The organism is Streptomyces sp. NPDC000941, from assembly GCF_053599555.1.
Window position 1 is genome coordinate 1 of sequence record NZ_JBSFMM010000024.1, and the last position, 21004, is coordinate 21004.

Consider the following 21004-nt stretch of genomic DNA (forward strand, 5'->3'; position numbering starts at 1 on the left):
CAGGAAAACGACACGACAAACCCACCACAGCCACCGCGTCATCCCGCACCACACCCACACCCGACAACACGACAGACAGCCCCCGCTCAGTCGATCGAAAAGGTCGCGCCAAAATCCATCCCCGGTGGTCGCCCGAGAATGGATGGAACAGTGATAAAGACCGTGTTAGGGCATACGCCTAGGACATACCCCCGTAGTGTGCTACTGCGCCAAGCTAAATCCCACCTCAGGCACCATGTCAAGCAGGTACAGGGCGACCTGAAAGGGCGTCATCCACGGACGCCCCCGCAGCCGTTGCCCAAATGCGGCACACAACGTAACCACAGGGATCCCCCCAAGAACGGCCACACGCCACATGATCGGCAAGCGCAACCCCACTCCGCTCACCGACAGTGATCATGCACAACATTCAACTTTCGTTGTGACTTCACTCACAAGGTCGAACTGGCCCGTATTCGACTGCGGTTGACGACTCATTGGACAACCCCGGCTGCCAAACACCCACCGAGCGGATGCTGTTGTTTCCTGAGCCCAGATCGCCGTTCCGGCCAGGCCATTACGTTAATCTTTGCGAGGATCATGTTGCGTGGTGATCACTCGAATCAATGACGTCATCAACATCACCAAGCTTGTCCAGCGGGCCAGTTGGAGCAGGCCGTGAGGGCAGAGCGGTTGGACATCGTCCAACCTCGGTTGAGCAGTCGGACGCCGGGCCACCTCATTCTCGACCAGGGAGTTCTCTGATGCTTTCTCATATGCCGCGGCCACGTGGGGACGAGCGGCTGACCGACCGGCTGGCGCTGTCGGCCGCCACCACCGAGGGCGCGCACCTGGCCACCGGCGACTTCAGTGAATGGCTCGCCGAGCGCGGCCGGGCCAATGAGTTCCACGTGGAGCGCATCCCGTTCGACCGGCTCGACGGCTGGTCCTTCGAGGAGACCACGGGAAACCTCACGCATCGCAGTGGCCGCTTCTTCACCGTCGAGGGCCTGCATGTCACCGAACGGGACGGTCCCCACGGCGACGGCCCGTACGCCGACTGGTACCAGCCCATCATCAAGCAGCCCGAGATCGGCATCCTCGGCATCCTGGTCAAGGAGTTCGACGGGGTGCCGCACTTCCTCATGCAAGCGAAGATGGAGCCCGGCAACCCCAACCTGCTCCAACTGTCCCCGACCGTCCAGGCCACCCGCAGCAATTACACCAAGGCGCACCAGGGCGCGGGGGTGAAGTACATCGAGTACTTCGTCGGTCCTGGCCGCGGCCGTGTCATCGCGGATGTTCTCCAGTCCGAACACGGCTCATGGTTCTTCCGGAAGTCGAACCGCAACATGATCGTGGAGGCGACCGGCGACGTGCCCCTCCTCGACGACTTCTGCTGGCTCACTCTCGGGCAGATCGGCGAACTGCTGCACCAGGACAACACCGTCAATATGGACTCGCGCACCGTCCTGTCCTGCCTGCCCGTGCCCGACGCGACGGGCCTCGCGCTGCTCCCCGACACCGAGTTGCTGTCCTGGATCACCGGGGAGCGGTCCCGGCATGATGTCCAGGCCGAACGCGTCCCGCTGGCCGGTCTGCCCGGATGGCGCCGCCACGAGATGGCCATCGAGCACGAGCACGGCCGCTACTTCAAGGTGGTCGCGGTGGCCGTGCGGGCGGGAAATCGCGAGGTCACCAGCTGGACCCAGCCCTTGTTCGAGCCGGTCGGTCCGGGAGTCACCGCCTTCCTCATCCGCGAGTTCGGCGGGATACCGCACGTACTGGTGCACGCCCGGGTGGAGGGAGGCTTCCTGGACACCATCGAACTGGGCCCCACGGTCCAGTACACACCCGAGAACTACGCCCATCTGCCGGAGAAGGAACGCCCCCTCTTCCTCGACACCGTGCTCGGCGCGGGGGCCGACCGTATCCGCTACGGTGCCATGCACTCGGAGGAGGGCGGTCGGTTCCGCAACGCGGTAAGCCGCTATCTGCTCGTCGATGCCACCGAGGCCGAGGCTCCCCAGGATCCGCCGCCTGGCTACGCCTGGGTCACCCCCGCCCAGCTGAGCGGACTCGTCCGCCACGGCCACTACCTCAATGTTCAGGCCCGCACGCTTCTCGCCTGCCTCGGAGCGTGTCCGACATGGTCTTAGAGGCCATCGGAGAGCCGGCGGCATGCCTTGCGGGCCGACGCGGCGGCGTCCTCCTAATTGACGTGTCCAGAAGCTTTGAGCGGGCTAAGGTCTCGGGCATGTACTTCCTCCTTCAGATCTACGGCTGACACGGCCCGGGCAGTGCCCCGGCTCCCCTCCCGCATGCCCATATGCGCCCCCGCCACCGAGTTCGTCTCGGAGTCGGCGGGGCGTTGGTTTGCCGTGTCTTTTTCGCCGCATTCGCCGTAGAACTGAAATGAGTGATCTTCCATGTCCCGTCGCCTTGCCCACATCGCGATGGTCGGCATCCCTGCCGTCAGCCATGTCCTGCCGAGCCTTGAGATCATCCGTGAGTTGGTGACCCGCGGCCATCGGGTCACCTACGCCAACGACCCCGCGGTGGCCGACCTGATCGCGGCCACCGGCGCCGAACTCGTCCCCTGCGCCTCCCGACTGCCGGTCGCCGACAACAACTGGCCCGACGACCCCATCGCCGCGATGGCGCTCTTCCTCGAGGACGCCATCCAGGCACTCCCCCGGTTGCGCGCCGTCTACGACCACGACCCGGCGGACCTGTATCTGTACGACATCGGCGCCTACGCCGCGCGTGCCCTCGCCGAATCGCAGGACCGGCCCGTCATGCAGCTGTCCCCGACGTTCGTGGCCTGGGACGGCTACGACCAGGACGTCGCGGCACATCTGCGTCAACTGCCGGGCGCCGATGCGTACCGGGCGAAGTTCGCACAGTGGCTCGCCGACTGCGGGGCGTCCACCACCGACGTGGACGCCTTCTCCGGTCGTCCCGCACGGGTCCTGGCGCTGATCACCCGGGCGATGCAACCGCACGCCGACCAGGTCGACACCGATACGGTGACTTTTGTCGGGCCCTGCTTCGGCACACGTGCGGGTGAGGGCGGTTGGACCCGACCGAGGGATGCGGAGAACGTGCTGCTGATCTCGCTGGGCTCGGCGTACACCCGTCAGCCGGAGTTCTACCGCCAGTGCCTGGCGGCCTACGGCAATCTGCCTGGCTGGCACGTCGTACTCCAGATCGGCAAGTACACCGACTTGGCTGAACTCGGCGACATCCCGTCCAACGTCGAGGTGCACTCCTGGGTCCCGCAGCGGGCGATTCTGGAGCAGGCGGATGCCTTTGTGACCCACGCCGGTATGGGTGGCTGCGGCGAAGGACTGCTGGCGGGCGTCCCGATGATCGCCGTGCCACAGGCCGCCGATCAGTTCATGAACGCCGATCAGCTCGTGGAGCTGGGTGTGGCACGCCGTATCGATACCCCGGAAGCCACCGCCGAGACCCTGCGGGCGGCCCTGAACGACCTGGTCACCGACGCGGAGGTCGGCCGCCGCTCGGCACTGCTGCGCGCCGGCGCACGGGCCGAGGGCGGCACCCCGCGCGCCGCCGACCTCATCGAGAACATGCTGGCCTGAGCCTTCAGGAATCAGTCGACTCATCGACACTTCGACGCGGCGCGGGCTGCGGTTGACCGGAATGTTCAGCGAGAAGCGGGAACAGTCGGGCGACCGCGGCTACGGCCACGGCGTCCCGGGGGCGCGTGCTGAGGTGGTGCTCCCGGTCGCCGTAGCCGGCGAACAGACGGCGGATGGATGCGGCGAGTTCAGCCAGCTCCGTCGGGGTGAGGTGGAGGACGGCGCTGAAGGACTCGTCCTGCTGCCACGCGGCCGGTGCCTGGTCTCGGTGAGCCAGCCAGTGTTGGTAACTCTCGTCCTCCAGCCCGCGGGCGAGGGTGGCGAACTCTTCAGCCTTTTCCTGACCGGTCTTTCCCTGCTCGGCCGGGTGGGGGGAGCCCCACCGCAGCCGCCACGGCCGCGCTCGACCGCCTTGGTGCGGCGCTTCCTCGATGAGGCCGTACCGGGCCAGCTGACGCAGGTGGAAGGAGCAGAGTCCGGAGCTGTGGCCGAGGCGGGCGGCGGCTTCGGTGGAGGTGAGGGTGCCGGTTTCGGCGAGCAGGTCCAGCAGGGCGATGCGCACGGGATGGTCGGGGAGGGACTGGCGGGCACGGTCCGGCAGGGGGCTCGCGGCTTCGCTTTGATGGATTTCATCGCTCACTTTGCAAAGGGTGCTACTTTGCAAAGGAGTTGGCAAGCCGTTGGGCATGGAAGGCGTGGATGGTTCATGGCTATGGGGTTCGGTGACTCGGCACAGGATCGTCGGGTGCGGGTACAGGGTGAGCCTGTCGAGTCCTATCCACGGCTCGCTCCGGAGGTGAGCCGCGGTGCGGTGCGCCGGATCACCGTGGTCGGGGAAGAGGTTCTACGCCGCCGGTGCCGGGAGGTGACCGAGTTCGGCACACCGGAGCTGGCGAAGCTGATCGACGACATGTTCGCCACCAACCAGGTTGCGGAGGGGGCCGGGCTCGCCGCCAACCAGGTCGACGTGGACCTGCAACTGTTCGTTTGGGACATCACGGATGAGTGGGGTGTCCGTCATATTGGACACATCGCCAACCCGGTCCTGGACGAGGTGGCCGCCGAGCATCGCCGCCTGGTGGAGGAACCTGAGGGCTGCCTGTCCGTCCCCGGCCCCTACCGCGTGGTTCCCCGTCTCGACCGTGCCGTTGTCCGGGGCCGTGACAAGGACGGCAATCCGCTGGTGATCGAGGGCAGGGGCTACTTCGCCCGGTGCCTGCAGCACGAGACCGACCACCTTCACGGCCGCCTTTATCTGGACCGGCTCGCACAGCGGGAGCGTAAAGCGGCCCTCCGAGAGATGAAGGACTCCCAGGACAAGGTCTTCGCCCGACGTGCCTCCGTGGCGGAAAGACTCGGCAAATGACCGGCGTTCTGGTGAACAACGGATCCCTTGCGTTATGCAACGGTGAACAGAGACCCTGGTGTTACGCATGGCAGCGGGCGCGGCCTCGCTGGGCACCCGGTGCGACGCGTGAGTAGAGGTTCGCCCGGGGTTTTGACCACATCGACCAGCGCGACCCGCACCTGAGCAACCGACTGCCGATTGATCGTCCGAAGTGGCCTCCTCGGCACCCGGGCGCCGTTGCTCCGTGAAAGGTGGATCGTGAGGAATACTCTGACCGCCCAAGCAGAAGAGCGCGCGTCGGGCAGAACCTGGATACGGTGTACGCGGGCGACTGCTCAGATCGTTCGGCAGAGGCGGACCGCATCCAGCATCGTTGACAGTCACACCAGACCTCCGGGACTTGGGGGCGTACGGGATCAGCGCCCGTGGTTGTGCATGACGTGTTTGGTACGCGCATAGTCGTCCAGCGCGTAGATCGACAGGTCCCGGCCGTAGCCGGATCCCTTGAAGCCGCCCCAGGGGACTTCACTGGCCAGCACCAGATGCGAGTTGACCCAGACTGTGCCGAAGTCGAGGCGCGCGGCGATGTCGTGGCTACGGCGGGCGTTCTCGGTCCACACCGATGCCGACAGGCCGAACGGGACGTCGTTGGCTCGCCGTACCGCTTCGTCCTCGTCGGTGAAGGTCTCGACCGTGATCACAGGGCCGAAGATCTCCTCGTGGGCGGCTTCGGCTCCTTCGGGGACGTCGGTCAGTACGGTCGGGGCGACGAAGTAGCCGGGCCCGTCGAGGGCCCGGCCTCCCGTCGCCACTCGGATGCCCTCCTTCTTCGCGCGCTCCAGGTACCCCGTGACACGGTCGAAGTGCGCCTTCGAGACCATCGGGCCGACCTCGATGTCCTCGCCGGCCAGCGGCTCACCGACGACCAACTCGCGGACTTCGCTGACAAGTTGATCGACGAACTGTGCGGCAACCGATTCGTGGACGAGGACGCGGCAGGCGGCCCCGCACTCCTGGCCCGAGTTCCAGAAACCGGCGACGCGCAGGGACGATGCGGCTGCCGCGAGGTCGGCGTCAGGGAAGATCACCATCGGTGCCTTGCCGCCGAGTTCGAGGTGCACCCGCTTGAGGCTGTCGGCGGCGGCTCGGGCGACGGCCCGACCGCTGGCGACCGAACCGGTCAGGGCGATCATGTTCACGTCCGGGTGCTCGGCGAGCCGGGCGCCGACGACCGCGCCGTACCCGTTCACCACGTTCAGCACGCCGGGCGGCAGAAGATCCTTGACGAGTTCGGCGAACTTCAGGGTGGTCAGCGGCGTCTGCTCGGACGGTTTGATGACCAGGGTGTTGCCTGCGGCGAGGATGGGCGCGATCTTCCAGGCCGCCATGAGCAGGGGGTAGTTCCATGGGGTGACCACACCGATCACGCCGAGCGGTTCCCGCAGGATGAGCGACAGGTGGTTCTCGGCGTAGTCACCGGCGGCCATGGAGGTGGTCGCGCGCAGCGCACCGGCCATGAAGCGGAAGGTGTCGACGGCCTGGCCGACGTCGTCCGTCGACACCGTGAGCGGCTTACCGGTGTTCGCCGACTCCAGCTTGCTCAGGAGCTCGGTGTTCGCGGCCAGCCGGTCGGCGATGGCGTGCAGCAGCTCGGAGCGCTCCTTGGGCAGCAGCCGCGCCCACTGGCCCTTGGCCGCCACCGCGGCGGCGACCGCCCGGTCGATGTCCTCGGCGCTGCCCTCGGGGATCCGGGCGATGACGCTCTCCGTACATGGGTCGACCACGTCGATGACACGGTCGGCCGATCCCTCGACGAACGTCCCGTCGACGAAATGCCGGGCCGGAGGGAGGTCGGCTGCGGTGATCAGAGCTGATGCGTCGGCTGCGCGTCGAATGGTGACCGTCGTGAGGCCGGCGGCAGTGGTCATGATCAGTGACTCCTTGAGTGAGGTCGCGGGAGAATGCCGGATGAGGGCGGGCCGAAGCGGGGGTGGGGCGTGCGCGGGACTGCCACGTGCCGCGTCCTGGACGCCGAGGCCGGCGCTCAGGTACGTCACCATGTCGTCTTCGCCGTCGCGACCGGCCACGTCTCCGACGAGGACACGGCCGAGTTCGACGACTCCCAGCTCCGCCGCGCCGGCCTGCGCCCCGGCCCTGACGATCGGACCGCAGCTCTGTCGCGCCGTCTGTTCATGGTCGACAACGACGTGGCGGCTCGCCCGGTACGCCCACCCCTGAACGCCGGCCCCAAGGCGAGGAGACGGGCGGCATCCTTCCTCGCCAGCGCCCCGACCGCGACCGCGCTCGCGGCGGCCGTACGCAACATCGTGAGCGCCGTACCTTCCAAGAAGGTCAGGGGGACATCGGTGTGGGAGGCCAGCACGGCGACCACGGCGTTGATGGTCGGCCGACTCGTCCCCGCATTCCCGGGGTTGACGCTCCCGAACGTGCAGACAGGGCCGGTCGTGCGGTCGAGGTGAGCGGCGTAGCAGAAGACGGTGTCGGGATCATCAGGGTGGCCGCCCAGGATCTTCTCGGGCTGCCACGCCTCGCCCCGCGCGAGCGCGACGAACGCCGCCCGCCGCGAGGCGATCGCGGTGTCGAGGTCGAACACGGCGCGGAAGTCGTGTTCGTCGGGGAATCGCATGGCTCAGCGTGCGGCCGACAGCCGCGGCAGTTCCGCGACCAGGGAGGAGATCCTGGCGGCCTGGGCGGCGTCGAGGGCGAGGAGCGGTTCGCGGGGCGCTCCGGCGGGGAACCCGGCCGCGTTCAGGGCGGCCTTGACCGCCGGGATGAACGGGGCGGACATGATCGCGTCCATCAGCGGATAGATCCGCGCCCATTCGGCTCGCGCGCGGTCGAGGTCCCCGTCGCGCAACGCGCGGTGGATCGAGACGAGTTCGGCCGGCATGACGTTCGCGGTGCCGGCCATGACGCCGGCGGCGCCCTCGGAGACCGCCTGAAGCAGCAGGCTGTCCCAGCCGACGAAGGTGGAGATGACGTCGCCGTAGTTGTGGATCAGCTGTCCGGCCTGGGCCATGTCGGCGCTGGTGTCTTTGATGTACTGGATGTTCTCGACCTCACGGGCGAGCTGTCCCACGGTCTCCGGTGAGAGGTTGACACCGGTGGCCCCCGGCAGGTTGTAGAGCATGATCGGGACGTCCACGGCGTCGGCGACGGTGCGCAGGTAGTGGAGCGTCTCGTCGAGGGTGAGCGGCTCGTAGTACGGGGCGACCACCATCAGCACCGAGGCACCGGCAGCCTGCGCGTGGCGGGACAGCTCGACCGCTTCCCTGGTGCTCAGCGCGCCGGTCTGCGCGACGACCGGCACGCGTCCGGCGGCCTGGTCGACGACGGTCTCGACGACCTGGCGCCGTTCCGCCGCGCTCATCGCCGCGAACTCACCGGTGGAGCCGCAGGCGACGACGCCGTCGACCCCGCCGTCGATGCCGCGGTCGACCAGGCGGCGCAGTGTCTTCTCGTCGAGCTTTCCGTCCGCCGCGAAGGGGGAGGCGAGTGCGGTCAGGACGCCGCTCAGCTGTGCCGACATTCTGGAGTCTCCTCAGGTGAAGCTGCGGGGGCATCGGCCGACGGGGGCGGATGCGGGGCTCATCGGTTTGTCGTGCCCAAAGCTGTTGCAGCTCCGGACGTGGTGGGGGGGCTTACGACGTGGTGGCGGGGTTACGACGCGGTGGCGGACTTACGACGCGGTGTGCACCGGGGACCGGTCACGCGCGGCGAACTGCCGCTCCGTGGCCAGCAGGCTCCGTGCCTCCTGCGCCGCGGACAGACCGGACGAGATCGCGGTCTCGGTGTAGAGGGTGCCGAGGTAGTCACCGGCCAGGAGCACCCGGCCGCTGCGGCGGGTCAGCGTCTGCTGGAGCTTGCCGCGGCCTGGGAAGCAGTAGGGCGCGCCGGTTGGCCACCGCTGGACCTCGGCCTCGACGACCTTGTCGGCGAAGCCGGGCAGCACCTGGTCCAGGTCGTCGAGGTAGATACGGCGGATCTTGTCGTCGTCGTGCTCCAGCAACTCGCGCGCCAGGCTGCCCGGTGAGAAGGTCATGATGCTGCTGCCGGGCCGGCGTTCCGCCGCGTAACCGTGGACGACGTTGGACATGTTGAGCGCGACGTTGAAGGACCGCTTCGGCGTGGCGATGCCGTAGGCGTCGTCCCAGACCTGGCGTCCGGTCTCGTTGCTGAGGAACGCCGCGCTCACATAGGGGCCGTAGACGATCTTCGACAGGGCCTCGCGGAGGTCGCGGTCGAGATCGACGGCGATCCGGTGGCTGACGGTCGCGGGGGTGGCCAGGACGACGTAGCGCGCCTCGACCTCCTTCTCGACGCCGTCCTGCCGGTAGCGGGCCACGACCGAGTTGTTCTTCTGGACGATCTCGTCGACGGGCGAGTTGAGCCGCACCCGGTCCGACAGGGCCGCCGCGATGCTCTCGGTGAGGGTGGACGGGCCGCCGAGGATGCTCTGTGAGAGCCCGGCCCCGATGTTCCACACCAGGCTGAAGTAGCCGACGCCGGCGCCCGCGGCGAGCTGGTCGATGTCGGCGGCGGAACGGGTCACCGTGGGCTTGAACAGCGCCTCGGCGTCCTCGGGCAGGTCGCCGATGAAGTCCTTGAAGGAGCGGTCGTTCATGAAGTCGTAGATCCGCTGCTGGCGCTGGGCCTCGGTCTCGCCCCGCCGCAGCCTCACGATCCGGGCGTACCGAGCCACCTGCAGCGCGACCTTGGCACCCGCCTTGACCATGCCGACCCGCGACTCCAGCGACATCGGGATGCGGAACGGGTAGCTCTCCACCCGGCCCTTGAGCAGCAGCTTGCCGTTCATCGACAGCCCCGCCAGCGAGCCGGGCACCGGTACCGAGTCGACGCCGGTGCTGTTCAGCAGCCACGAGGTGGCCGAGTTCCCACCGGCGTAGACGTGGCCGCCCCAGTTGAGCCAGTACGGTCCACGCCGCTCCGAACGGACGCGCCCGCCGACCCGTCCCCCGGATTCGAGCAGCAGCGTGTCCCAGTGCCGCAGTCGCCAGCCGGCGGCCAGTCCCGCGATCCCGCCTCCAACAATCACTACGTCTTTCACGGATAGCCTCCTGCGAATTCATGGGGGACGGGCGGGGGCCCGTCGGGGCAGCGACGGTCAGACCGCGGCGGGGCGGCCGGCGGGTTCCGTCTTGGGTGACAGCGCGGCGGCCTCGTGCAGGGCCATGCCGCGGGTCTCGGGCGCCCACAGGACGGAGACGACGGCGCCGACGGCGTTGATGGCGGCGGCCGCGAGCATGGTGCCACCGATGCCCCAGTCGGTCAGCGCCATGGGGACGAGGTAGGTGCCGACGGCGGCGCCGATGCGGCTGGCGGAGGAGGCCAGGCCGACCGCGGAGCCGCGTACCTCGGTCGGGAACAGCTCGTTCGGGTAGACCCACTGCAGGATCTGGGTGCCGCCGATGATGACCGCGTACGCGGCGAAGAGGACCATGATCACGGCCGCGGGGGCGTCGGGGAAGATACCGAGCAGCAGCAGGGCCAGACCCGACCAGACGAAGCTGTGGATGACCAGGGGGCGCCGTCCCATGCGGTTCACGCCGAGCAACGCGATCACACAGCCGATCAGGAACATGACGGTGATCAGGGCCGACCCGACGTTGGCCAGCGAACCCTCGAGCTTGAGGGCGCCGAGGATCTTCGGGCCGAAGGCGTAGATGGCGAACAGCGGCACGATGGAACAGGTCCAGAAGACGGAGATGTAGAGCATCCGTCCGCCGTAACCGGACCGAATGATCGCCTTGAGGTCGACGTTCTCGCGCTCTTCCTCCTCCGACAGGTCGCCGATCGTCGCCTCCGGACCGTAGACCTGCTTGAGGACCTTCTCGGCCTCCTCGATACGGCCCTTGTTCGCCAGCCAGCGCGGGGACTCGGGCGTGCCCAGTCGCAGCAGCACGATGATCGTGGCGGGCAGCGCGGCGCTGGCGAGCATCCACCGCCAGCCGTCGTCACCGGCGTTCAGCAGCGCCTCGCCGACGACGTACGCCACCGCGGCGCCCACGAACCACATGACGACCAACCCGCCCAGCAGCGGCCCCCGGTAGCGGCGGGGCGTGAACTCGGCCAGCAGCGAGGTGGCGATGGGGTAGTCCGCGCCGACCGCCATGCCGATCAGCAGACGCAGGACGAACAGCCACACCGGATCGGTGGCCCAGAACTGTGCTACAGAGCAGCCGATGATGGCGACCAGGTCGATGGTGTAGAGGACCTGCCTGCCGAACTTGTCGGTGAGGTAACCGCCCACGAAGGCACCGAGGAAGATCCCGATCAGCGCGGATGCGCCGATGAGGCCCTCGGCGGAGGACGACAGACGCAGCTGCGGCGTGATCTGCACCATGGCCACGCCGATGATGCTCAGGACATAGCCGTCGAGGAACGGACCTCCGGAGGAGTACAGGGCGAGCTTCTTGTGGAAGCGCGACAGGGGCGCGTCATCCACTCTGTTTCCAGCGTTTACGGTCATCACGGCCTCCGGGAGCGGTTCCCGGACGTACCCAGGGCGAGGGTATGTCCGTTCCAGGGTCGGGGTTGATGTCTTGTCGTCGGTGCCGGAAACCCGGTCGGCGTCTTGGGTGTCGCGGGCCGGGCCAGGAACACGGTGGTTCCGATGTCGCGAGTGCTGCCCGGAGAGCGTTGTCGGCTCGGGCTCGCGGGGAAGCGAACTCGCGGTTTCCTGGGGACGCCGGCGGCGTGGCCACCGGATGGCAACGAAGTATGTGAAGGCCCCGGCCCGCCAACAATGCCCCCGGTGCCGCGCCGACCGCCGGGGTACGTCCGAACCAAAAGTTCGGCTACGGTTGCCGGCATGGTCGGACGCCCCCGCGACACCGTGGTCCTCACCACGGACGAGCGGACCGCGCTGCTGCAGTGGTCTCGCAGTCGCACCTGTTCACAGGCGCGCGCCCTGCGTGCGCGGATCGTGCTGGCGTGCGCGGAGCAGCCCACCAACAGTGACGTGGCCAGGCGCCTTGGGGTCTCCCGCGACATGGTCGGCAAGTGGCGCGCCCGCTTCCTCGCCGAACGGCTGGCCGGCCTGGACGAGCAGCCACGTCCCGGGCGGCCTCCCACTGCCGACGACGACACCGTCGCGCACGTCCTCGTCCGTACCCTGACACCGCCCCCGCCCGATGCCAGGCAGACCTGGTCGACCCGTTCCATGGCGGCTGAGACCGGTCTGAGCCAGAGCACGGTGAGCCGGATCTGGCGGACCTACGGCATCCAGCGGGGAGAACGCGTCACAGCCGGGCCGCGCAGGGCGTACGCCCTGCCGGACCGTGCCGAAGAGGTGGTGGGTCTGTTCATCGCCCCTCCGGTGTGCGTACTCGCGGTGACGGCCCGGGCGGGACGAGCCGGGGCCGCACGCACTTCCGCGGCGACCGTCACGAGCCGGCTGTTCGGCAAGGACCGGGAACCGCCCCATGTGCTGGCCGTGGCCTGCGCCTTCGCGGACCTGCGGGGCAGGCAGCACGGCGAGAACGCGTCCGGGACTGACCACTCCCCGATGGACGCGTTCCTGGGGCAGCTGAGGTCGGCCGCGGGGGCCGGTACGCGCGTGCACCTGCTGGCGTACGGCATACCCGCGCAGGCATGCGGGACCCCGGACGGGTCGGACCCGGCCGCGTCCGTGCGCCTGCGTTGGCACCGCGCGCCCAGCCGTGAGGCGTGGACCGACGAGGCCCGTCGTCTGCTCGCCGCCGATGGCCAAGTCCCTCCTGATCCTGAGGTCGCATCCGCCCTTCCCCGCCTCCGAGACGCGCTGCTGACCTGGTCGAGCACATGGACCCCCGCCGCGGCCCCCTTCACCCGCATCGCGGCTCCCCGCCCGTCGTACGACAGCCCGGCCATCTGCGGGCCTGACAGTGACTCGAACGTCGAGGATGTGCACGCCCTCGACCACCGCGCCCCGTCCATGGCGGCACAGCTCACATCGCCCGAGGTGTCGCCCGGTGCCCCCATCACCACCGACCCCGTCGTCGGCATGCTGCGCGAAACCCTCCTCACCGGCGACTACCGGCCCGGTGACCGCGTCCTGGAAGCCCCGCTCGCGCTCCGCCTCGGCCTCTCGCGCCGGGGTGTACGCGCGGGCCTGCACGCGCTGGCCGAGGAGGGCATGCTCGACCTGCTCCCCGGCGGTGCGACCGCGATCCCCACCATCACGGCGAAGGACGTGCTCGACCTCTACGCCCTGCGGGCCAGCCTCGGAGCGCTGCTCATGCGCCGTATCGCCATGCTCGGCCGCGACAACCTCGCCCCGGCCTCAGCGGCCCTGGCGGAGGTCCGCGCCGCCGCCCGGGACAACGACCACGCGCGCATACGCGAAGTCGACCTGCGGTTCCAGGACGCCCTCGCCCGTATCGCGGACCTCCCGCAGGCCGCCGGCACCTTCGAACGCCTCACGGCCCGTCTGCGCATGTTCGTCAACGTCCTGGACATGGACTACAGCCAGGCCTGCGACACCATCGCCGACGAGGACACCGTCGTCCACGACGCGCTGCGCGACGCCGACGGGAACGAGGCGGCGCGCCTGTGGCGGGTGAAGATCGAACGCTGCGTCCGCTACATGATCGCCCAGCTCCCCGAGGACGACGTCGCCCCGCATCTGTGGACCACCTTGGCGGGCAGGCCCCGTCTGCGCCCGGGAGATCCGCGGGGCGCCACACACTGACGCGGGGCAGCCGTCGGCTTCATCGGCCCCATCGCCAACTCGCCGGTTCGGAGCCGAGTTGGCGGCCCCAGCGCATCACGGCGCCGGGTCAGATGGCGCCGCGAATGGCCCGCTCGAAACCCTCGACATGGCTGCGGGCGAGCCGTGCCGCCTGGTCGGGGTCACCGGTGACGATCGCGTCGATCAACGGTCCGTGTTCTGCGACGTGGCCGGCCATGTCGGACAGGCGGTCGATGAACAGGCACCAGATGCGGGTGGCCAGGTTGTCGTGGCGGACGAGGGTGTCCTCCAGATACGGGTTGTGCGTGGCGGCGTAGATGGCGCGGTGGACCGAGAGATCCAGGTGCATGAGCTCGGCGGCGTCCTGCCGCCGGGGATCCACGCTCTCCAGCTCCCGCCGTACGGCCGTCAGGGCCGCGCGGTCCGTGGCCGTGGCGCGCCGCGCGGCTTGGGCGGCGGCCAGAGGTTCGAGTTCCTGGCGCACCTCGGAGATATGGGCCAGATCGGTGATGTTGACGTCGGTGGCGAAGGTGCCGCGTCGGGGGTAGGTGGCGATCAGGCGCTCGTACTGGAGCCGCTTGAGCGCTTCGCGCACCGGCGTGCGTCCGACGCCGAGGGACTGGGCCAGCTGGTCCTCGTTGATCGGTGCGCCCGGGCGGATCTCGAGCATGACGAGCCGGTCGCGGATAGCGCGGTAGGCGCGCTCGGCGAGGGACAGTTCCTCGCCCCTCGGCTCGGTCGCCACGTTCTGCATGATGCCCCCTTGACCTGCTCCGGCGAGCTCCCATACCTTACCGCAGGGGCTGATATATCAGTTGGCTTTTAGTCTTGGACGGCTCTCAGGATGGTGCACAGATGGCAACGGACCCGTCGACCACCAAGGTCACCTCCTCCCTCTCCCTCCCGCTCACCGAGCTCGATCCCGATGTCGCCGCCGCGGTGGACGCCGAGCTGCGCCGTCAGCAGTCGACCCTGGAGATGATCGCCTCGGAGAACTTCGCCCCGGCCGCCGTCATGGAGGCCCAGGGGTCGGTACTGACGAACAAGTACGCCGAGGGCTACCCCGGCCGCCGCTACTACGGTGGCTGCGAACACGTCGATGTCGTCGAGCGGTTGGCCATCGCCCGGGTGAAGGAACTGTTCGGCGCCGAAGCGGCGAACGTACAGCCGCACTCGGGCGCCCAGGCGAACGCGGCCGCGATGTTCGCGCTGCTCGAGCCCGGCGACACGATCCTCGGCCTCGACCTGGCGCACGGTGGGCATCTGACCCACGGCATGCGCATCAACTACTCCGGTCGGCTGTACAAGGTCGTGCCCTACCACGTGCGCGAGTCCGATCTGCGCATCGACATGGAGGAGGTCGAACAGCTCGCTCTCGCCCACCGGCCCAAGCTGATCGTCGCCGGCTGGTCGGCCTACCCCCGCCGACTGGACTTCGCCGCGTTCCGACGGATCGCCGACGAGGTGGGCGCGTATCTGATGGTGGACATGGCGCACTTCGCCGGGCTGGTGGCCGCGGGCCTCCACCCGAGCCCGGTGCCGTACGCCGATGTCGTGACGACCACCACGCACAAGACCCTCGGCGGTCCGCGCGGCGGTGTGATCCTCAGCCGTGCCGAGCTGGCCAAGAAGATCAACTCCGCGGTCTTCCCGGGGCAGCAGGGCGGCCCGCTGGAGCATGTCATCGCGGCGAAAGCGGTGGCCTTCAAGGTGGCGGCGAGCGAGGAGTTCAGGGAGCGCCAGCAGCGCACCCTGGACGGCGCCCGCATCCTCGCCGGACGGCTGCTGGCCGACGATGTGGCCGAGGCCGGGATCACGGTGCTCACCGGCGGCACCGAGGTCCACCTGGTCCTCGTCGACCTGCGCAACTCCTCGCTCGACGGGCAGCAGGCCGAGGACCGGCTGCATCGCATCGGCATCACCGTCAACCGCAACGCGGTCCCGTTCGACCCCCGCCCGCCGATGATCTCCTCCGGGCTGCGGATCGGCACCCCGGCCCTGGCCACCCGGGGCTTCGGCGAGACGGAGTTCCGGGAGGTCGCCGACATCATCGCCCAGGCCCTCAAGGAAGAGCAGCTGCGCGACGAGCGTGCGGGCCTGCTGCGTGACCGGGTCGACAAGCTCGCCGGCGCGTTCCCGCTCTATCCCCAGCTGGACATCCCCGCCTGAACATCCCCAGCTGAACATCTCCACCTGAACATCCCGATCTGAACGGAGATGCGGCATGACCACCGAGCCGCTGCCCGAGCATCCGGACTTCCTCTGGCGCAACCCCGAGCCGCGCTCCTCGTACGACGTCGTCATCGTCGGCGCCGGAGGCCACGGTCTGGCCACCGCCTACTACCTCGCCAAGAACCACGGCATCACCAATGTCGCCGTCCTCGAGAAGGGCTGGCTGGCCGGCGGCAACATGGCCCGCAACACGACGATCATCCGCTCGAACTACCTGTGGGACGAGAGCGCGGCGATCTACGAGCACGCGCTCAAGCTGTGGGAACGGCTCCCGGAGGAGCTGGACTACGACTTCCTGTTCAGCCAGCGCGGCGTCCTCAACCTCGCACATACCCTCCAGGACGTCCGCGAGGGCGTGCGCCGCGTGGGCGCCAACCGCCTCAACGGTGTCGACGCCCAGTGGCTGGAGCCGGACGAGATCGCCGAGGTCTGCCCCATCCTCAACGTCTCGCCCCGCACCCGGTATCCGGTCCTCGGCGGCACCTTCCAGCCGCGGGCCGGTATCGCCAAGCACGACCACGTCGCCTGGGCGCTGGCCCGCCGGGCCGACGAGATGGGCGTGGATCTGATCCAGGGGTGCGAGGTCACCGGCTTTCTCAAGGACGGCGACCGGGTCGTGGGCGTCGAGACCAGCCGCGGCCGCATCCTCGCCGGCCGGGTCGGCCTCGCGGCCGCCGGGCACAGCAGCGTGCTGGCCCAGCGGGCCGGCTTCCGGTTGCCGGTGCAGTCCCATCCGCTCCAGGCGCTGGTCTCCGAGCTGCACGAGCCGGTGCACCCCACCGTGGTGATGTCGAACCATGTGCACGTCTACGTCTCCCAGGCGCACAAGGGCGAACTGGTGATGGGCGCGGGCGTCGACGCCTACAACGGCTACGGGCAGCGCGGCTCCTTCCATGTGATCGAGCAGCAGATGGCCGCCGCCGTGGAGCTGTTCCCCGTCTTCGCGCGCGCCCATGTGCTGCGGACCTGGGGCGGCATCGTCGACGTCACGCCGGACGCCTCCCCCATCATCGGCACCACCCCCATCGACAACCTCTACGTCAACTGCGGCTGGGGCACCGGGGGGTTCAAGGCCACGCCGGCCGCCGGCTGGACCTTCGCGCACACCATCGCCACGGGCGAACCGCATCCGCTGAACGCCCCCTTCGCACTGAGACGTTTCACGACGGGCGCACTGATCGACGAACACGGCGCCGCGGCCGTGGCCCACTGAGGAGGACACCGTGCTGCTGATCAGCTGCCCATGGTGCGGTCCCCGTGACGAGACCGAGTACCACTACGGGGGGCAGGCCCATCTCCCCTACCCCCAGGCCCCCGGGGACCTCGACGACCAGCAGTGGGCCGAGTACGTCTTCTACCGCGACAACACCAAGGGCCCCTTCGCCGAGCGGTGGATGCACAGCACCGGCTGCCGCCGCTGGTTCAACGTCCTGCGCGACACGGTCACCAACGACGTGCTCGCCGTCTACCGGCTCGACGAACCGCGCCCCGAACTGCCCCAGGCCGGAGGGAACCGATGACCGACCAGCACTTCCGGCACCAGCACTTCCGGCTCCGGCACGGGGGCCGTATCGACCGCGGCACCGTGCTGCGCTTCACCGTCGACGGCCGGGAACTGACCGGACACCCCGGAGACACCGTCGCCTCGGCGATGCTGGCGAACGGGCTCGTCGAGGTCGCTCCGTCGATCTACCGCGGACGCCCGCGCGGCATCGTCTCGGCGGGCATCGAGGAGCCCAACGCCCTGCTGCAGATCGACGGCCCGCACTCGGAGGGCATGCTGCCGGCGACGACGGCAGAGCTGTACGACGGCCTGTCCGCCACGACGCTGTCCGGAATGGGCCGGCTCGATCCGACCCCCGACCCCGCCGGCTACGACAAGAAGTACGTCCACACCGACGTCCTGGTCATCGGCGCCGGACCGGCCGGGCTCGCGGCCGCCGCCGCTGCCGCCGGCTCCGGCGCCCGGGTGATCCTCGTCGACGACCAGCCCGAACCCGGCGGTGCGCTGCTCTCCGGGCGCGCCGAGACCGTCGGCGCGCAGACCGCCCTCGGGTGGGTCGCCGAGGTACGCGCGGCACTCGACGCCGCGCCCGAGGTCGTCGTGCTGCGGCGCACCACGGCGTTCGGCAGTTACGACGACAACTATGTGCTGGCCCTCCAGCGGCGCACCGACCACCTCGGGGCCGACGCCCCCGCTCCGGCGGGTGCGTCGGCGGGTGTCTCGCGCCAGCGGCTGTGGCATATCCGGGCCCGCCAGGTGGTCCTGGCGACCGGCGCCCACGAGCGTCCGCTGGTCTTCGCCGGGAACGACCGCCCCGGGGTGATGCTCGCCGCGGCCGTGCGCTCGTACCTCAACCGATACGCCGTGGCCCCGGGCTCGCGGGCCGTGGTGAGCACGACCAACGACAGCGCCTATGACACGGTCGCCGATCTCCACGCCGCCGGGATCGACATCGCCGCCGTCGTGGACGCGCGCCCCGAGCTGTCCCACCGGGCCGCCGAGGTCGCCGTGGCAACCGGGGTACGGGTGCTGAGGGGCAGCGCGGTGGTCGACACCACGGGCGACGGCCGGCTCACCGGCGTCACCGTCCAAGCCCTCGACGAGGTCGGGCAACTCACCGGTGAACCGGAGTCGTTCGACTGCGACCTGCTCGCCGTCTCGGGCGGCTGGAGCCCGGTGGTACATCTGCACAGCCAGCGCCAGGGCCGACTGCGCTGGGACGAGGGCCTGGCCGCCTTCGTCCCCGACGGCACCGTACGGGACCAGCAGGTCGTCGGCGCGGCCCGCGGGACGTACGGGCTCGACGGCTGTCTGGCCGAAGGGGCCCGGGCCGGTGCGCGCGCGGCGACGGACGCCGGGTTCCCGGTTCCCGTGCCCGCGCCGCCGTACGACGACGCGCGGCCCGGGGCGGGATCGGGCCCGGTGCGCGCACTGTGGCTGGTGCCCGCTCCCGCCGGCGACCGGGACCGCGACCCCGACACCTGGGACACCCATTTCGTCGACCTGCAGCGCGACGTCACCGTCGCCGACGTTCGGCGGTCCACCGGAGCCGGTATGCGCGGTGTCGAACACGTCAAGCGCTACACCTCGCTCGGTACGGCGAACGACCAGGGCAAGACCTCCGGCGTCAACGCGATCGGGGTGATCGCCGAGGCCCTTGGCACAAGCGCCTCGCCCGGAGAGATCGGCACCACGGCCCACCGGGCTCCGTACGCCCCGGTGGCCTTCGCCGCCCTGGCCGGGCGTGAGCGAGGCGACCTGTTCGATCCGGAGCGCACGACCTCCGTCCACAGCCGGCATATCGCGCACGGGGCGGTGTTCGAGGACGTCGGGCAGTGGAAGCGCCCCTGGTACTACCCCCGGCCCGGTGAGGGCATGGACGAGGCAGTGGCCCGCGAGTGCCGGGCGGCCCGGGAGGGCGTGGCCTTCATGGACGCCTCCACCCTCGGCAAGATCGAGATCTGGGGCGCGGACGCGGGTGAATTCCTCAACCGCATCTACACCAACGCCTTCAAGAAGCTGGCGCCCGGCCTCGCCCGCTACGGTGTGATGTGCAAGCCCGACGGGATGATCTTCGACGACGGTGTGACGCTGCGCCTCGAGGACAACCGCTACTTCATGACCACCACGACCGGCGGCGCCGCCGCGGTCCTGGACTGGCTGGAGGAGTGGCTGCAGACCGAGTGGCCCGAACTCGACGTCCACTGCACCTCGGTGACCGAACAGTGGGCGACCATCGCCGTGGTCGGCCCCCAGTCGCGCCAGGTCGTCGCCCGGCTCGCCCCCGACGTCGACCTGTCCGCCGAGGCATTCCCCTTCATGGCCTTCCGCGAGACCACCCTGGCCTCCGGTGTCCCGGCCCGTATCTGCCGGATCTCCTTCTCCGGCGAACTCGCCTACGAGATCAACGTCTCCGCGTGGTACGGCCTGGCCGTCTGGGAGCAGGTGTACGAGGTTGGGCAGCCGTACGGCATCACCCCGTACGGCACCGAGACCATGCACGTCCTGCGGGCCGAGAAGGGCTACATCATCGTCGGCCAGGACACCGACGGCACCGTCACCCCGCAGGACGCGGGCATGTCCTGGGTGGTCTCGAAGCAGAAGGACTTCGTCGGAAAGCGGTCCTACTCCCGCGCCGACACCTCCCGTACCGACCGCAAACAGCTCGTCGGCCTGCTGCCGAGCGACGGCAGGACCCGGCTGCCCGAGGGCACCCAACTCGTGGCGCCGGACGTACCCATCACCCCCGAGGCCGGGCCGGTGCCGATGCTCGGCCATGTCACCTCCAGCTACCACAGCCCGGCCCTCGGCCGCCCCTTCGCCCTCGCCCTCGTCGCCGACGGGCGGGCGAGGGTCGGCGAGACCCTGCTCGCCCCGGTGGGCCAGGACCTGGTGCCCGTCCTGGTGGCCGAATCCGTCCTCTACGACTCCGAAGGGACCAAGCGAGATGGCTGACCTGACGACCGGCGCAGGCGCCGGGACCGCGGCACTGCGCCGGAGCCCCCTGGCACATCTGGAGGAGCGGATGCGCGCCGCCGCCGTCAGCGGCAGCCGTGGCATCACGCTGACCGAGTGGCCGTTCATCACGATGGTGAACCTGCGCGTCGACCCCGCCTCCGAGGCGGCCGGCCGCGTCGAGAAGGCCCTGGGTGCGCCGCTCCCACGGCAGTGCGGGCACACCGCCGCGTCCGGTCCGCATACGGTCGTCTGGCTCGGCCCCGACGAATGGCTCGTCCTGTCCCAGGCCGAAGGCACCGCCCTGGCCGCCGAGTTGCGGGACGCCCTCGCGGGGGCCCCGGGCTCGGTGGTTGACGTCTCGGCGAACCGCACCACGCTGGAGCTGAGCGGCCCGGCCGCCCGGCAGGTGCTGGACAAGGGCTGCCCGCTGGACCTGCACCCCCGCGCCTTCGGGCCCGGCCAGGCGGTGTCGACCACCGTGGGACCCGTCGCGGTGCTGCTCTGGCAGGTCGACGACGCGCCGACGTATCGGCTCTTCCCGCGGTCGTCGTTCGCCGACTACCTGGCGCGCTGGCTCATCGACGCGATGAGCGAGTACCGCGGCCCGGAGGTGCCCTGAGGCGAGTCGTGTGTTCCTGAGTGCGCAACCAGTCCACCGCGGCTGC

Annotated in this window: 16 protein-coding genes; 9 read left to right on the forward strand and 7 right to left on the reverse strand. The window is 69.6% G+C overall.

The window, feature by feature from the left end; genetic code table 11:
- The first annotated feature begins 755 nt into the window (after nt 1–755).
- On the forward strand, nt 756–2138 hold the full coding sequence (locus ACWDSL_RS10790) for an NDP-hexose 2,3-dehydratase family protein (RefSeq protein ID WP_450483847.1): 1383 nt from the start codon (nt 756–758) through the stop codon (nt 2136–2138).
- A 270-nt stretch (nt 2139–2408) separates the two neighbouring features.
- Entirely contained in the window at nt 2409–3584 is a 1176-nt protein-coding gene (locus ACWDSL_RS10795; protein ID WP_450483848.1) for a macrolide family glycosyltransferase, read from the forward strand.
- A gap of 4 nt (nt 3585–3588) precedes the next feature.
- Here the strand turns inward: ACWDSL_RS10795 and ACWDSL_RS10800 are convergent, their stop codons facing one another.
- Complete coding sequence (locus tag ACWDSL_RS10800) at nt 3589–4224, reverse strand: ArsR/SmtB family transcription factor (protein WP_450483850.1); 636 nt, start codon at nt 4222–4224, stop codon at nt 3589–3591.
- A gap of 66 nt (nt 4225–4290) precedes the next feature.
- Here ACWDSL_RS10800 and def point away from each other — a divergent pair, with 66 nt between their 5' ends.
- Nucleotides 4291–4950, forward strand: a complete 660-nt coding sequence (def, locus tag ACWDSL_RS10805; protein ID WP_450483852.1) for a peptide deformylase — start codon at nt 4291–4293, stop codon at nt 4948–4950.
- A 398-nt stretch (nt 4951–5348) separates the two neighbouring features.
- On the opposite strand, the gene ACWDSL_RS10810 is transcribed toward def, so the two are convergent.
- The 5 genes from ACWDSL_RS10810 to ACWDSL_RS10830 form a co-directional block, all read right to left on the reverse strand.
- On the reverse strand, nt 5349–6860 hold the full coding sequence (locus ACWDSL_RS10810; protein ID WP_450483854.1) for an aminobutyraldehyde dehydrogenase: 1512 nt from the start codon (nt 6858–6860) through the stop codon (nt 5349–5351).
- Between the two features lie 125 nt (nt 6861–6985).
- Nucleotides 6986–7579 carry a hypothetical protein gene (locus ACWDSL_RS10815; RefSeq protein WP_450483856.1) on the reverse strand — a complete coding sequence of 198 codons (594 nt, stop codon included), beginning with the start codon at nt 7577–7579 and terminating at the stop codon, nt 6986–6988.
- A gap of 3 nt (nt 7580–7582) precedes the next feature.
- On the reverse strand, nt 7583–8482 hold the full coding sequence (gene dapA, locus ACWDSL_RS10820; RefSeq protein WP_450483858.1) for a 4-hydroxy-tetrahydrodipicolinate synthase: 900 nt from the start codon (nt 8480–8482) through the stop codon (nt 7583–7585).
- Between the two features lie 150 nt (nt 8483–8632).
- Entirely contained in the window at nt 8633–10021 is a 1389-nt protein-coding gene (locus tag ACWDSL_RS10825; protein ID WP_450483860.1) for an NAD(P)/FAD-dependent oxidoreductase, read from the reverse strand.
- Between the two features lie 57 nt (nt 10022–10078).
- Nucleotides 10079–11419 (reverse strand): MFS transporter, encoded by a 1341-nt coding sequence (locus tag ACWDSL_RS10830; RefSeq protein WP_450483862.1) that lies wholly within the window; start codon nt 11417–11419, stop codon nt 10079–10081.
- A 366-nt stretch (nt 11420–11785) separates the two neighbouring features.
- Between ACWDSL_RS10830 and ACWDSL_RS10835 the strand changes: the two genes are divergently transcribed.
- Nucleotides 11786–13645 carry a helix-turn-helix domain-containing protein gene (locus ACWDSL_RS10835; protein ID WP_450483864.1) on the forward strand — a complete coding sequence of 620 codons (1860 nt, stop codon included), beginning with the start codon at nt 11786–11788 and terminating at the stop codon, nt 13643–13645.
- A gap of 88 nt (nt 13646–13733) precedes the next feature.
- On the opposite strand, the gene ACWDSL_RS10840 is transcribed toward ACWDSL_RS10835, so the two are convergent.
- Nucleotides 13734–14399, reverse strand: coding sequence for a GntR family transcriptional regulator (locus ACWDSL_RS10840; protein WP_450483866.1), 666 nt, complete (start codon nt 14397–14399; stop codon nt 13734–13736).
- A 101-nt stretch (nt 14400–14500) separates the two neighbouring features.
- Between ACWDSL_RS10840 and glyA the strand changes: the two genes are divergently transcribed.
- Genes glyA through ACWDSL_RS10865 form a run of 5 tightly spaced genes read left to right on the forward strand, consistent with a single transcriptional unit; the run spans nt 14501 to nt 20958 of the window.
- On the forward strand, nt 14501–15814 hold the full coding sequence (gene glyA / locus ACWDSL_RS10845) for a serine hydroxymethyltransferase (RefSeq protein ID WP_450483867.1): 1314 nt from the start codon (nt 14501–14503) through the stop codon (nt 15812–15814).
- Between the two features lie 55 nt (nt 15815–15869).
- Complete coding sequence (locus ACWDSL_RS10850; RefSeq protein ID WP_450483869.1) at nt 15870–17090, forward strand: sarcosine oxidase subunit beta family protein; 1221 nt, start codon at nt 15870–15872, stop codon at nt 17088–17090.
- A 10-nt stretch (nt 17091–17100) separates the two neighbouring features.
- Nucleotides 17101–17397 (forward strand): sarcosine oxidase subunit delta, encoded by a 297-nt coding sequence (locus ACWDSL_RS10855; protein WP_450483871.1) that lies wholly within the window; start codon nt 17101–17103, stop codon nt 17395–17397.
- Nucleotides 17394–20336 (forward strand): sarcosine oxidase subunit alpha family protein, encoded by a 2943-nt coding sequence (locus tag ACWDSL_RS10860; protein WP_450483872.1) that lies wholly within the window; start codon nt 17394–17396, stop codon nt 20334–20336. Before ACWDSL_RS10855 ends, ACWDSL_RS10860 begins: the two co-directional genes overlap by 4 nt.
- The gene (locus tag ACWDSL_RS10865; protein WP_450483873.1) at nt 20329–20958 is read left to right on the forward strand and encodes a sarcosine oxidase subunit gamma; all 630 of its coding nucleotides are present in this window, start codon (nt 20329–20331) and stop codon (nt 20956–20958) included. The genes ACWDSL_RS10860 and ACWDSL_RS10865 overlap by 8 nt, the downstream gene beginning before the upstream one ends.
- The last annotated feature ends 46 nt before the right edge of the window (nt 20959–21004 follow it).

What these genes read in the sequence shown, in the direction of transcription:
- ACWDSL_RS10790 (WP_450483847.1), top strand. Translation starts at nt 756, where the DNA reads ATGCCGCGGCCACGTGGGGACGAGCGGCTGACCGACCGGCTGGCGCTG.
- ACWDSL_RS10795 (WP_450483848.1), top strand. Translation starts at nt 2,409, where the DNA reads ATGTCCCGTCGCCTTGCCCACATCGCGATGGTCGGCATCCCTGCCGTC.
- def (WP_450483852.1), top strand. Translation starts at nt 4,291, where the DNA reads ATGGCTATGGGGTTCGGTGACTCGGCACAGGATCGTCGGGTGCGGGTA.
- ACWDSL_RS10810 (WP_450483854.1), bottom strand. Translation starts at nt 6,860, where the DNA reads ATGACCACTGCCGCCGGCCTCACGACGGTCACCATTCGACGCGCAGCC.
- ACWDSL_RS10815 (WP_450483856.1), bottom strand. Translation starts at nt 7,579, where the DNA reads ATGCGATTCCCCGACGAACACGACTTCCGCGCCGTGTTCGACCTCGAC.
- dapA (WP_450483858.1), bottom strand. Translation starts at nt 8,482, where the DNA reads ATGTCGGCACAGCTGAGCGGCGTCCTGACCGCACTCGCCTCCCCCTTC.
- ACWDSL_RS10835 (WP_450483864.1), top strand. Translation starts at nt 11,786, where the DNA reads ATGGTCGGACGCCCCCGCGACACCGTGGTCCTCACCACGGACGAGCGG.
- ACWDSL_RS10840 (WP_450483866.1), bottom strand. Translation starts at nt 14,399, where the DNA reads ATGCAGAACGTGGCGACCGAGCCGAGGGGCGAGGAACTGTCCCTCGCC.
- glyA (WP_450483867.1), top strand. Translation starts at nt 14,501, where the DNA reads ATGGCAACGGACCCGTCGACCACCAAGGTCACCTCCTCCCTCTCCCTC.
- ACWDSL_RS10850 (WP_450483869.1), top strand. Translation starts at nt 15,870, where the DNA reads ATGACCACCGAGCCGCTGCCCGAGCATCCGGACTTCCTCTGGCGCAAC.
- ACWDSL_RS10860 (WP_450483872.1), top strand. Translation starts at nt 17,394, where the DNA reads ATGACCGACCAGCACTTCCGGCACCAGCACTTCCGGCTCCGGCACGGG.
- ACWDSL_RS10865 (WP_450483873.1), top strand. Translation starts at nt 20,329, where the DNA reads ATGGCTGACCTGACGACCGGCGCAGGCGCCGGGACCGCGGCACTGCGC.